At 35.5% G+C, this 13,079-nt stretch carries 9 protein-coding genes; 5 read left to right on the top strand and 4 right to left on the bottom strand.

The genetic code is table 11. From position 1 onward, the window contains the following. Positions 1–33 precede the first annotated feature (33 nt). A complete protein-coding gene (locus tag C8N37_RS00515; protein ID WP_094772830.1) occupies positions 34–1,566 on the top strand; it encodes a peptide MFS transporter in 1,533 nt (510 codons plus the stop codon). 59 nt (positions 1,567–1,625) lie between these two features. On the opposite strand, the gene C8N37_RS00520 is transcribed toward C8N37_RS00515, so the two are convergent. Further along, positions 1,626–2,627, bottom strand: coding sequence for an acyl-ACP desaturase (locus C8N37_RS00520; protein WP_045753215.1), 1,002 nt, complete (start codon positions 2,625–2,627; stop codon positions 1,626–1,628). A 183-nt stretch (positions 2,628–2,810) separates the two neighbouring features. On the opposite strand from C8N37_RS00520, the gene C8N37_RS00525 reads away from it, so the two are divergent. After that, a complete protein-coding gene (locus tag C8N37_RS00525; protein ID WP_186812873.1) occupies positions 2,811–4,049 on the top strand; it encodes a cysteine desulfurase in 1,239 nt (412 codons plus the stop codon). Positions 4,050–4,065: 16 nt separating this feature from the next. Then, the gene (locus C8N37_RS00530) at positions 4,066–4,485 is read left to right on the top strand and encodes a SufE family protein (protein WP_108157066.1); all 420 of its coding nucleotides are present in this window, start codon (positions 4,066–4,068) and stop codon (positions 4,483–4,485) included. Between the two features lie 91 nt (positions 4,486–4,576). On the opposite strand, the gene odhB is transcribed toward C8N37_RS00530, so the two are convergent. The 3 genes from odhB to C8N37_RS00545 form a co-directional block, all read right to left on the bottom strand. After that, positions 4,577–5,809 carry a 2-oxoglutarate dehydrogenase complex dihydrolipoyllysine-residue succinyltransferase gene (gene odhB / locus C8N37_RS00535; protein ID WP_108157067.1) on the bottom strand — a complete coding sequence of 411 codons (1,233 nt, stop codon included), beginning with the start codon at positions 5,807–5,809 and terminating at the stop codon, positions 4,577–4,579. Between the two features lie 65 nt (positions 5,810–5,874). Next, entirely contained in the window at positions 5,875–8,613 is a 2,739-nt protein-coding gene (locus tag C8N37_RS00540; protein ID WP_108157068.1) for a 2-oxoglutarate dehydrogenase E1 component, read from the bottom strand. Positions 8,614–8,777: 164 nt separating this feature from the next. Next, complete coding sequence (locus C8N37_RS00545; protein ID WP_108157739.1) at positions 8,778–10,046, bottom strand: deoxyribodipyrimidine photo-lyase; 1,269 nt, start codon at positions 10,044–10,046, stop codon at positions 8,778–8,780. 204 nt (positions 10,047–10,250) lie between these two features. On the opposite strand from C8N37_RS00545, the gene C8N37_RS00550 reads away from it, so the two are divergent. Together C8N37_RS00550 and C8N37_RS00555 are read left to right on the top strand one after the other, a co-directional pair. After that, positions 10,251–11,120, top strand: a complete 870-nt coding sequence (locus C8N37_RS00550; RefSeq protein ID WP_108157069.1) for a Rossmann-fold NAD(P)-binding domain-containing protein — start codon at positions 10,251–10,253, stop codon at positions 11,118–11,120. Between the two features lie 79 nt (positions 11,121–11,199). Beyond that, complete coding sequence (locus tag C8N37_RS00555) at positions 11,200–13,038, top strand: UbiD family decarboxylase (RefSeq protein WP_108157070.1); 1,839 nt, start codon at positions 11,200–11,202, stop codon at positions 13,036–13,038. Positions 13,039–13,079: the final 41 nt, after the last annotated feature.

Here is a 13,079-nt window from a genome sequence, read left to right on the forward strand (position 1 = left end):
CCTAAAATGGAAGCTTTTTTAATAATAATCGAAATGTCAAAACAAGGACAACAAACATTAGAACAGGTTCAACAGTTTGAAGGGAAATATCCAAAGCAGATTTGGAGTTTATTCTTTTCAGAGATGTGGGAACGTTTTTGCTTCTACGGAATGCGGGGTATGCTGGTTTTCTTTATGATCACTCAGCTTAATTTTGCAGAAAAGGAAGCAAATTTACAGTACGGTGCGACACAGGCATTTGTATACGCATTTACTTTTATCGGTGGATTATTTGCTGATAAAATTTTGGGATTTAGGAAATCACTTTTCTGGGGTGGAACTTTGATGATTGTTGGTAGTGCATTATTGGCAACAGATCCGCATCAATTTTTCTTTTTTGGATTAGCATTTATCATCATTGGAACCGGTTTTTTCAAGCCCAATATTTCGACGATGGTTGGCGAATTGTACCGTTCAGATGATAATCGTCGAGATGCAGGTTTCTCTTTATTTTATGCAGGAATCAATTTAGGAGCATTCCTTGGAGGTTATATCTGTGTGGCTATTGGTAAAGGTTATATGTTAGCTTCCGTTATTGATGAAGCGCATCGTTGGAATGTTGCCTTTGGTTTAGCTGCTGTGGGTATGCTTATTAGTCTTATCAATTTTCATTTTACTAAGTTTCACTTGGGACCTATTGGTTTGAAACCCGGTCATCCAGATGCGATAGTTAAAGTCAAGGAATTGCCAAAATGGGCTGAGTATGCGGTATATATAGGTACCTTATTATTAATTCCACTGGTACAGGTTATGGTTTCTAAAACGGAATATACGGATATCTTTATGTATCTGATAGGTCCATTGACACTAATCTACCTATTTTATGAAATGACAAAATTGAATAAGGTAGAAAGAAACAAATTGATTGCAGCTTTAGTTTTCATCTTGTTTTCTATCATTTTTTGGGGTATTTACGAACAAAGTGGTGGTTCATTAAGTATTTTTGCCGCAAAGAATTTGAACGATTCCATATTAGGAGGTTTATTTCATTTAGATCCAAATGGTGTAAACAACTCTGGAGGAGCATTTTTTATTATTATTTTAGCGCCAATTTTTGGGCTTTTATGGATTTGGCTATCGAAAAGAAAAATGGAACCCAATACCATTATTAAATTTGGATTAGGATTTATATTTCTTGGGCTAGGTTATTATGTGCTATTTGGAACCAAGTTTTTTGCGCAGGATGGTATTGCCTCTTTAGATGTATTCACCTTAGCACTTTTGGTGATCACTGTGGGAGAGTTATGTTTATCACCAATTGGTCTATCTATTATGACGAAGCTATCTCCTGCGAAGCTGCAGGGCATTATGATGGGGATGTGGTTTTTGGCCAGTGCTTACGGTCAGTATGTTGCAGGTTTAATCGGTGCAAGCATGGCAGAAGCTCGAGAAGGAGATTCTTTAGCAGATAAATTGATCACTTATACTGATAGCTACAAACAATTGGGTGTCTATTCGTTGATTGCAGGAATTGTCTTAATTGCTTTATCGCCAATCGTGAAGAAACTGATGAGCGGAGTGAAATAATCCTCTACTGATAATTTTTTGATAAAAAAAAAGCTCGATACTTTATATCGAGCTTTTTTTTATTTCTGATCGTAGATCCATTTAAATTTATATTCCTTTTCTGGGATTTTCATTCTATCTGCCAATCGTAGTAAACGATCAGGAAGTCTCATTAAATAATCCCTTGCTTTTTCTCCCTTTTCGTTTAAGCCACTCACTTGATCTATTTTCCAATCCGCATTAAGCTCTTTTAAAATGTCAACATAATCAATCGCAGTATAGATATTAAGACGTTGAGCCGCATCAGAGAAGTGTGCAAATGCTTCGCCTTGTGGTTCTCCAGATTCTCTTAAAAATTGAGCTGGCATTACAATTTTCTTGCGCATCATATCTTCAAAAGCAATCATCACCTCACTCGGATCAACGACCAACGCATGAGAGACAAAAGACATATATGCTTTGGCATGACGTGCTTCATCTGCAGCAATTACACCGCACATCTTTGCTAATAACTTATCCCCATTTTTCTTAGATAGCCCAGCTACACGTCTATGAGAAACGTTGGTTGCTAATTCTTGAAAAGAAGTGTAGATAAAGTTACGATAAGGATCGGCACCTGTACCAATGTCAAAACCATCTTTTATTAAATACTGGGTTGATATCTCGAATTGACGCATGTCAATTCTTCCTGATAAATAAAGATATTTATTTAAAAGGTCTCCATGACGATTTTCTTCTGCAGTCCAAGCACGTACCCATCTCATCCAACCACCTTGTTCATTTTTCTCCACATCTTCGACCATAGTTAACCAAGATTCGTAGGTAGGTAATGCTTCTTCTGTAATGGTATCACCAACTAATACAGCAACTAAATCATATGGAAGTTCTCTCGCACTTTCTTGTAAATCTCTAATTTCATCAAAAAATGTATCTCTAGAAGCATCCGGTAGAAAATCTGCTGGTTGCCACATTTCGTCTACAGGCTTTAAATACTCGCTCATCTCATTCAGCATGAACGGTTCCAAGTAGCTCATAACTTCTTTTCTTGAGCCTTCGGGTAAATTTAGAGGTAATTCTTGCATATCAATACAAAGATAATTAAATAGCTTCAATAAAAATTGTATTAAAGAAAGATTATACATTTATGTTGTAAAAAATCAGTAATGTAGCTTAATTGAAATGTGCGCTTTAAATGTTGGCCTATATTTAAAAAGTAGATAATGAAGACATTTTTATGCTAAAATACTCTTAACTTTGTTAATATCATGGAGCAAAAACAATTGAAAGATTTCGATATAAATAAGGTTCGGGCTGATTTTCCCATTTTGAAAAGGGAGGTTAATGGAAAGCCTTTAGTTTATTTGGATAATGGAGCGACTACTCAAAAATCGCAATCTGTTATTGATGCAATTACTCACTATTATTCAGAGATGAATAGTAATGTACATAGAGGTGTTCATTATTTAAGTCAAATTTCTACGGATGCTTTTGAAGTGACCAGAAGGAGTATTCAGGCTTTTATTAATGCAAAACATGAACATGAGATCATTATCACCACAGGTACTACGCATAGTATCAATATCATCGCCACTTGTTTTGGAAAGGTGAACATTGCTGCTGGAGATGAAATCATTATTTCTGCCATGGAACATCATTCTAATATTGTTCCTTGGCAGATGATCTGCGAAGATAAAGGAGCTTTATTGAAGGTGATTCCTATGAATGATAAAGGAGAGCTGGATATTGAGGCATATAAAGCACTATTTTCAGAAAAAACGAAGATTGCTTCTTTTACCTACGTTTCAAATTCTTTAGGAACGATCAACCCCGTAAAGGAAATGATAAGAATAGCACATGAACATCATGTTCCTGTGTTGTTAGATGCGGCTCAAGCAATTCAACATGTGAAAATAGATGTTCAAGATTTGGATGTTGATTTTCTTGCTTTTTCTGGACATAAGATGTATGGACCTACTGGTATAGGAGTGTTGTACGGGAAAGAAGATGCCTTAAACGCAATTCCACCATATCAAGGTGGAGGAGATATGATTAAAGAGGTTACTTTTGAAAAAACAACTTATAACGAACTTCCTTTTAAATTTGAAGCAGGAACTCCTAATATCGAAGCTGGTATTTGTTTAAATGCTGCAGTAGAATACATCAATGCTATTGGACTTGAACAAATTGCAGTATATGAGGAAGAATTATTGAATTATGCAACAGAACAACTTGCTACTGTACCTGGAATCCGTTTTATAGGTACCGCCGCGCATAAAAGTTCCGTTATTTCTTTCCTGATAGATGGTACTCATCCATATGATGTCGGTGTGATCTTGGATAAATTGGGTATTGCTGTACGTACAGGTCACCATTGTGCACAACCCGTTATGGATCGGTTCGGAATTCCAGGTACCATTCGAGCTTCTTTTGCGCTGTATAATACAAAAGAAGAGGTAGATGCTTTAGTTACTGGTCTTAGAAGAGCAGTTAATATGTTAGTTTAAAAAAATATAAATAGTAATGACTATTAACGAAATACAAGATGAATTAATGGATGATTTTTCTTTTTTTACAGATTGGATGGAAAAATATGAATATATCATTCAATTAGGAAAAGAGCTTCCATTAATCAGTGAAGAACATAAGAAAGATGATTACATCATCAAAGGGTGCCAGTCAAAAGTATGGTTGTTTCCTGAAGTAAAAGATGGTAAAGTATATTTTACTGCTGATAGTGATGCTATCATTACAAAAGGCTTGGTAAGCTTAATGGTAAAGGTATTATCTGGTCATACTGCTAAGGAAATTGTGGATGCAGATTTATACTTTATTAATCAGATAGGTCTAAACGAACACCTTTCTCCAACACGTGCGAATGGGTTGCTTTCGATGGTTAAACAAATGAAATTATATGCTTTGGCTTTACAGGCGAGGGGATAAAAAATACTTTAGAACCGTTAACTATTGTATGAATAAAAAATCCCGATGTGAGCTTTTCACATCGGGATTTTTTATTTATCACCTACTTTATTTATACTTCTAATAATAAACGAGCAGGATCTTCTAATAGTTGTTTTACACGTACTAAGAAGCTTACTGACTCACGACCATCAATAACACGGTGATCATAAGAAAGAGCGATATACATCATTGGACGGATGACCACTTGACCATTCTCAGCAACTGGACGTTGAATGATGTTGTGCATACCTAGGATAGCAGATTGAGGAGCATTGATAATCGGCGTCGACATCATTGAACCAAATACACCACCATTTGTGATGGTAAATGTACCACCAGTCATTTCATCAATCGTTAATTTATTGTCACGTGCTTTTACAGCTAATGCGCCAATTCCTTTTTCGATTTCATGTAATGACATTGATTCTGCATTTCTAAGTACAGGTACTACTAATCCTTTAGGAGCAGAAACTGCAATTGAAATATCTGCAAAATCAGAATATACCAATTCGTTTTCTTCAATTCTAGCATTTACAGCAGGCCATTCTTTTAAAGCAGTTGTCACTGCTTTAGTGAAAAATGACATAAATCCAAGACCTACACCATGTTTCTCTTTGAAAGTATCTTTGTATTTAGCGCGTAAATCCATGATCGGTTGCATATTGACCTCATTGAAAGTCGTTAACATAGCCGTTTCATTTTTTACAGAAACTAAACGTTTAGCAATTGTTTTGCGTAGAGACGTCATTTTTTCACGACGTTCATTACGAGAGCCAGCCACAGCAACCGGAGCAGCAGCTTTAGGTGCTTCTTTAGCAGGAGCAGCAGCTTTAGGAGCTACTTGTGCTTTTTCAGCATCTTCTTTTGTAATACGTCCTTCTTTACCTGTGCCTTTAATTGTAGCAGGATCAATTCCTTTTTCTCTTAAAATTTTTGCAGCAGCAGGAGAAGCAGTTCCAGCGGCATAAGAATCAGGGTTCTCATCGGCAACATTAGCTGTTGCAGCAGGAGCACTAGCTTTCTCTTCAGAAGCAGCAGCAGCAGGTTTTGCATCACCAGCAGGAGCACCACCTTCTTCGATAGTACATACTACAGCACCAATTTCTAAAGTATCTCCTTCTTGAGCAATGATTCTTAAGATACCTGCTTTTTCAGCTGGTAATTCAAAAGTTGCTTTGTCAGATTCCAATTCCGCGATGTTTTCGTCCATTTCAACGTAATCGCCATCTTGTTTCAACCATTGTGACAAGGTTACCTCAGTAATGGATTCACCTACGGTTGGTACTTTAATTTCTAAGCTCATATATAATGTTCTTTACAGACAATTGCGTCTTTTTGATAAAAGACGCAATTGGATAAAAATTGTTTTTATTCGAATGATTTATTTAAAATTTCAGCTTGTTGTGCTACGTGTTGTTTCATGTAACCCGTTGCCGTACTTCCACTTTCCTTACGCGCTACAAAACCAGTAAATGCAATTTCTGTATTCATCAGTTTACGACAATAGTAAGACCAAGCTCCCATGTTTTCGTTTTCTTCCTGAACCCAAACAAATTGAGTAGCTTTAGTGTATTTTTTGCGAATTGCTTTCAATTGCTCCTCAGGAATAGGGAATAGTTGTTCCAATCTGACAATGGCAATATCTTTACGTTTGTCAGCTTCTTGCTTCTCTAATAAATCATAATATACTTTACCAGAACAGAACAATACACGTTTTACGTCTTTTGCATTTACATGTGCATCATCAATTACTTCTTGGAATGTATTTGATGTAAAATCTTTCAACGGTGATACCACTTTAGGGTGACGTAATAAAGATTTTGGTGTAAATGCGACCAATGGTTTGCGGAATTCGCGAACTTGTTGACGGCGTAATAAGTGAAAATAGTTAGCTGGTGTAGTACAATTTGCTAGAATTAAGTTTTCATTAGCACAAAGTTCTAAGAATCTTTCGATACGAGCAGAAGAGTGTTCTGGACCTTGTCCTTCCATACCGTGAGGTAATAACATGACCAATCCATTCGAACGTTTCCACTTGGTTTCTGCAGATGATAAATATTGATCCACGATGATCTGTGCACCATTATAGAAATCTCCAAATTGAGCTTCCCAAATCGTTAATGCATGTGGATTAGCAGAAGCATAACCGTATTCAAAACCTAATACTGCATATTCAGAAAGAAGCGAATTGTAGATAGAGAATTTGTCTCCACCAGTGATATTTGCTAAAGGTGTATAAGTCTCTTCAGAATTTTCCAATGTCAATACTGCATGTCTGTGCGAGAATGTACCACGTTGTACATCTTGACCAGAAATACGAACACGACTACCTTCATTTAATAATGTCGCGTAAGCCATTAATTCACCCATTGCCCAATCGTAAGAATCTTTTTCAATCATCTTAGCACGATCTTCGAATAAACGAGAAATTTTACGGAAGAACGTTTTATCTGTAGGAAGTGTTGTAATCTCTTTCGCTAATTGCAAAAATGTTTGATCTGAAACATTAGTTTTGACAGGCGTGAACGATTCTCCTTTTTTAGCAGGGCGTAATCCTTTCCAAGCTCCAGAGAACATAGGAGTCTCTTCTGTTAGATTAACAACTTCTTTAGATTCCTCTAGTTTTTCTTGTAATACAGCTTTGAATTCTTTCTCAATTTTTTTAGAGTAAGACTCATCTATGCTTCCCTCATCAATTAATTTTTTAGCATATACCTCTTTTGGATTAGGATGCTTTTCAATGAGTTTATATAATAAAGGTTGAGTGAACTTAGGTTCATCTGCTTCATTATGACCAAATCTTCTGTAACATAACAAGTCAATGAAAACGTCAGTTTTGTATTTTTGACGATATTCTACCGCTAGTTTAATCGCATATACTAATGCTTCTGCATCATCACCGTTTACGTGAAATACAGGAGAAGAAGTTATTTTTGCTACATCAGTACAGTAGGTTCCTGATCTTGCATCTTTATAGTTTGTTGTAAAACCAATTTGGTTGTTGATAACGATATGAATAGTACCACCAGTTTTGTAACCATCTAATTTAGACATTTGTGTTACTTCGTATACCACACCTTGTCCTGCAATTGCAGCATCACCATGAATAGCAATAGGAGCGATTTTTGAAGAATCTCCCTCATATTTCATGTCAATCTTTGAACGGACCAAACCTTCAACAATAGGATCTACTGTTTCCAAGTGTGATGGATTTGGTGCTAAACTTAAATGAATCGTTTTACCATCATCAGTTTTAACATCTGTGGAATAACCTAAGTGATATTTAACATCACCACCAAAGTTTACTTCAGGATCTTCTGCATATGTCTTACCTTCAAATTCTGAGAAAACAGTTTTGTAAGGTTTTCCCATGATATTGGTCAATACATTTAAACGGCCACGATGAGCCATTCCAATAACAAATTCTTGGATACCTAATTCTGAACCTTTTTCAATAACGGCATCTAGAGCTGGAATTAAACTTTCTGCACCTTCTAATGAAAAACGTTTTTGACCTAAAAACTTTGTTCCTAAGAAACTTTCAAAAGCAACTGCATGATTTAATTTATCTAAAATTCTTTTTTTGATATCTAAAGAATACGTTGGTTTGTTGCGGTCAGCTTCCATACGATCTTGTAACCATTTAATTTTTTCAGGGTTACGAATGTATTTGAATTCTGCGCCGATAGAACGACAGTAGGTATCCTCGATGAGTTGTCTGATATCTTTCAATTTGGCAGGACCTAGGCCAACTTCAACACCAGCATTAAAAATGGTGTCCATGTCTGCTTCAGAAAGACCAAATGTTTCTAATTCTTTTCCAGGGTAATATTTGCGACGCTCACGTACCGGATTTGTTTGTGTAAATAAATGACCACGATCTCTGTAGCCATTAATCATGTTCAATACATTTATTTCCTTTAAAACATGATCTGGTGTTGCATCTGCTGAAACACCAACACTTTCGCCCGCATTTTGACCAAAGTCAAAACCTTCGAAAAATTTTTGCCAGCCAAAATCTACGGATTCTGGATCTTGTTTGTACGCTTGATATAACCCGTCGATGTAGCTCGAATCGGCGTTACTCAAATATGTAAGTTTGTCCATCTATTTGAAAAAATATGAATGTGTCAAAGTTAGGAATAAAAATAGAGTTTTAGGTACTGTAATTGATTATTTTAGTGAGGAATCTAAATTTTAATCTCGTTTTAATAAAGATTAAAATTGTGACGATAAATCATCAATGATCTTATATTTATTCAAAAAAGACATTAATTTATTTGTCCTAAATAATTCTCTGGTACTTGAATACCTTTTGGATAATGCGTGTTGATGAGTTTTTGCCAATCTATCGGCATATTATCTTTCTCACTTGTACCTACCCCTGCTATATGTGACCAATTGCCATAATTAGTAGCTGGCGAATAGTCAAATATATTTTGTTCAAACCAATACGCTCCTTTCAACCAGTTGATATTGTATTCTTGTACCAGATAGCTAGAAACAATGATTCTGGCGAAGTAAGGTAAATATCCAGTTTTTTGAAGAAGTCTCATGCTTTGGTTAACAAAATCATTTTCCGTTTCTCCAAATCTCCATTTGTCAAATAGCAATTGATCGTTCTTACTCATGATCTGTTCTTTCTTAAATCCTTTTTCTTTAAAAAATACGTTTGGATATTTTTTTAGCATGAATCTAAAATAATCTCTCCAAAGCAACATATCTATGATTTTATCAAATCGCTTGTTCTTCTTCCCATTTTCTCTTTTTTTGATTTCATGGTACAATTTAATTGGCGATAATGATCCTAATGCAATAAAAGGTGACAATAACGTGTAATCATGCTCTGAGCCTTTTGGGTCATCTAATATCATTTGCATCGTCTCCAGACCTAAATCTTCTCCACCTTCGATTAATTTATTGCTGACAAGAGCAATTTCTTCTTGGCTATAGCCTAATTCTTCTAAAGTGGGAAGGGGTGTTTTTTCGAGATGAGGAGCAGTCACGAAATTAGTTGGATAATCTGCTGTATTTCTAACAAAACTCTCGCGTTCTATTTTCTTTTTGAATGTTGCAAAAGAATTTGGAATATCACGTATAGGAAAAGGTAAGTCCTCCTTGTGATACAAGGTATGACCAATAATATGCTTTAAGTTAATTCTACTTTTCCACAGTTCTTCTTCAACTTTTTCGGAAATAGTTGTTTCTCTATGAGCAACCTCACGATGATGATACACTTCATCTACTTCATATTTTTGAGCAATACGCGGTATGATATCTTCTGGATATCCTACAAAAGTGATTAAATCACTTCCAAGAGATTGCAATTTTTCTTTTAGTGCTTTTACGGTTTCTAGTTGAAAAGCTGCTCTTATGACATTTGTATTTAGAAAATCGTATTGATTTTTAGCGTAATATCTAGGGTCGAAACAAAATACGGGTATGATAAAGGTACTTTTTGAGGATGCTTCTAAGAATACTTCATTATCATGAAGCCTTAAATCATTTCTAAACCAAATCAACGCAGCCCTTTTTTCCATACAGATATAATTTTTTTGTACTATTTCCCCCAAGAAAGCATATAGGATGTACAAATATATAAGGTTATTGTTGGTTTTATTGACATTATTGACATATTTACAATAAAAGGACAATAATTAAATATGTAAAAAAACGGTTTCAATTAAACCTTACTGCATTTTATTTGTTTAATTTGTGATTAAGGAAATTTTAATAATTCATTCATGGATGTATTAATTACAGGTTTAAATACGTATTTGGGAAGACGGGCTGTTAGCCATCTACATAGTGATGAATTTAAGGTTACCGGATTAGTGCGGAATTTGAAAATTTTTAATAAACGATTGGATGAATCTGTAACGGCAGATCTAATTGAAATTGATTTATTTAAATCGAATACGCTACCTCAAGATTTTTACTTAGAAGATTTACAATTAGGGATCTATTTTACTCAGGTTCCCGGATTAAATGATCCCTTGAATATGCAGATGGAGCTTATTTCACTCCGTAATTTTATTGAAGTATGTAAGCAAAATTCTTGTGATCGAATTGTATACATGGCCCAATTGATGGATTCTTTTTATATTGATGCTATTCAGACTTTATTTGAAGAATATAGAGTTAAATATACGGTGGTATTAAAGAGTAGTGCTATTGGGAAGGGAACTATTTTGAGTGATATTTTTAGCAAGTTAGCGAAGAGTAGATACATACCTTATTGGAAGTATATTGGCAATCTTAAATTTAGACCCATATCCTTATTAGATGTTTACCGTTGGATTAGGATAATGCCATGGAAGAATGATTTTATTAGTGAAGTTATTTATTTAGGTGGGGACGAGAGCTTAGATTATAAGCAACTTTTTTCTCGTTATATGCAAGTACATCATCCGGGGGGAACGTATCAAACGATCTCTATTAGCAAGTGGATGGTCAAATTGTTTTATACCCGTTTTTACAATATCCATAAAGAAAACTTTGATGAATTTCGGCGGATAATGAAATATGAGTCTGACGTTGATAATACAAGTTGGTCTAGCAAAGTTCATTTTACTTTTACAAGCATGCATCATAATTTTTTGATCGATAAATAATGTCAATGTATGTGTCATTTAAACTTTATCCTGCCAATTATTCTGTTATTTTTGTAGTAGAATAATAAAAGGGGGCATTATGGGGTACAAAAGTTTAGCGGAGTGTGTTGCCGACTTAGAGCAGCATGGACATTTGATTCGTATCAAAGAAGAGGTAGATCCTTATCTAGAAATGGCGTCAATACATATGCGTGTATTTGATGTTGAGGGTCCAGCTTTATATTTTGAAAATATAAAAGGTTCTGAGTTTCCTGCTGTTTCAAATCTATTCGGTACTTTGAATCGCTCTAAATTTATGTTTAGAGATACACTTGACCATATAAAAAAATTGGTCGATGTTAAGATGGATCCTACTTCGGTTTTAAAAAATCCATTTAAGTATTTAAGTTCATCGGCTGTTGCGTTAGGAGCTTTACCCTGGAAAAAGAAAACCAATGCCCCGATTCTATACGGTAAAACAGCGATAACTAAGCTTCCTCAGATAGTCAATTGGCCTATGGACGGTGGTGCATTCGTTACTATGCCTCAGGTTTATACAGAGGATATTACACAGCCGGGTATTATGCAGGCTAATCTAGGTATGTATCGTATTCAGCTTTCTGGTAATGATTATATTCAAGATAAAGAAATCGGTTTACATTATCAATTGCATCGTGGAATTGGAATTCATCAACAAAAAGCAAATCAATTAGGAAAACCTTTAAAAGTTAGTATTTTCATTGGTGGTCCACCTTCACATCCACTTTCTGCAGTCATGCCTTTGCCTGAAGGATTATCTGAAATGATTTTTGCTGGAGCTTTAGGTAATCGTAGATTTCGTTATTTCTATGACAAAGAAGGTTTTTGTATTTCTTCTGATGCTGACTTTGTTATCACGGGTACTGTATATCCCAACGAAACTAAACCCGAGGGACCATTTGGTGATCATATCGGTTATTATAGTTTGACCCATCCTTTTCCATTGATGAGGGTTCATAATGTCTATCACAAGAAAGATCCTATTTGGTCATTTACAGTTGTTGGAAGACCTCCACAAGAGGATACTAGTTTTGGTAATTTGATCCATGAAATTACTGGAGCCGCAATCCCCAAAGAGATCAATGGTTTGCAAGCTGTCCATGCCGTAGATGCTGCAGGAGTTCATCCATTACTTTTTGCGATTGGTAGAGAAAGTTATACACCCTATCAAAAAGTAGATCGTCCGCAAGAAATTTTGACCATAGCAAGTCAAGCTTTAGGTAAAAATCAGCTGAGTTTGGCAAAGTATTTATTTATAGCAGCAATTGAAGATGACCCATCATTGGATATTTATAATGTTGCAGGGTTTTTTATGCATATGTTGGAAAGAATCGATCTTACCCGAGATTTGCACTTTCATACCAATACAACAATAGATACTTTAGATTATTCTGGAGATGGACTCAATGCTGGATCAAAGGTTGTTTTTGCGGCCGCAGGTTCAAAGAAAAGATCGTTAAGTAAGGAGATCCCTGTGGGTTTAACCATCCCAAGACCATTTAACAATGTTAAAATAGCTTTGCCAGGGATTCTTGTAGTTGACGCAGCTGCATTTACATCTTATGAGCAGGAGGAAACTATTTTAAAAAATTGGTGTGATGCCATGAAAGATGAAGATTTTGCTGGAATTCAGATGATTGTTTTGGCTGATGATGCTGACTTTACTGCAGCAAATGAGAATAATTTTGTTTGGGTAACATTCACTAGGTCAAATCCTGCTTATGATATTTACGGGGTTAATAGTTTTACCAAATACAAACATTGGGGCTGTCACGGACCAATTATTATTGATGCTAGGCGTAAACCACATCATGCTCCAGATTTAGTTAAGGACCCTGCAGTAGAAAAAAGGGTTGATAATTTGGGGGCAAAAGGCGGCTCATTGTACGGGATCATATAAGAGTTAAATAAAATCAGGTGACAGTTATATCATTACAGATC

The sequence above is a fragment of the Sphingobacterium faecium genome, from assembly GCF_003054045.1.
Taxonomy (GTDB): domain Bacteria; phylum Bacteroidota; class Bacteroidia; order Sphingobacteriales; family Sphingobacteriaceae; genus Sphingobacterium; species Sphingobacterium faecium.

Excerpts from the sequence above, each read along its gene's own strand:
- C8N37_RS00515 (WP_094772830.1), top strand. The coding sequence starts at position 34 with ATGTCAAAACAAGGACAACAAACATTAGAACAGGTTCAACAGTTTGAA.
- C8N37_RS00520 (WP_045753215.1), bottom strand. The coding sequence starts at position 2,627 with ATGCAAGAATTACCTCTAAATTTACCCGAAGGCTCAAGAAAAGAAGTT.
- C8N37_RS00525 (WP_186812873.1), top strand. The coding sequence starts at position 2,811 with ATGGAGCAAAAACAATTGAAAGATTTCGATATAAATAAGGTTCGGGCT.
- C8N37_RS00530 (WP_108157066.1), top strand. The coding sequence starts at position 4,066 with ATGACTATTAACGAAATACAAGATGAATTAATGGATGATTTTTCTTTT.
- odhB (WP_108157067.1), bottom strand. The coding sequence starts at position 5,809 with ATGAGCTTAGAAATTAAAGTACCAACCGTAGGTGAATCCATTACTGAG.
- C8N37_RS00540 (WP_108157068.1), bottom strand. The coding sequence starts at position 8,613 with ATGGACAAACTTACATATTTGAGTAACGCCGATTCGAGCTACATCGAC.
- C8N37_RS00545 (WP_108157739.1), bottom strand. The coding sequence starts at position 10,046 with ATGGAAAAAAGGGCTGCGTTGATTTGGTTTAGAAATGATTTAAGGCTT.
- C8N37_RS00550 (WP_108157069.1), top strand. The coding sequence starts at position 10,251 with ATGGATGTATTAATTACAGGTTTAAATACGTATTTGGGAAGACGGGCT.
- C8N37_RS00555 (WP_108157070.1), top strand. The coding sequence starts at position 11,200 with ATGGGGTACAAAAGTTTAGCGGAGTGTGTTGCCGACTTAGAGCAGCAT.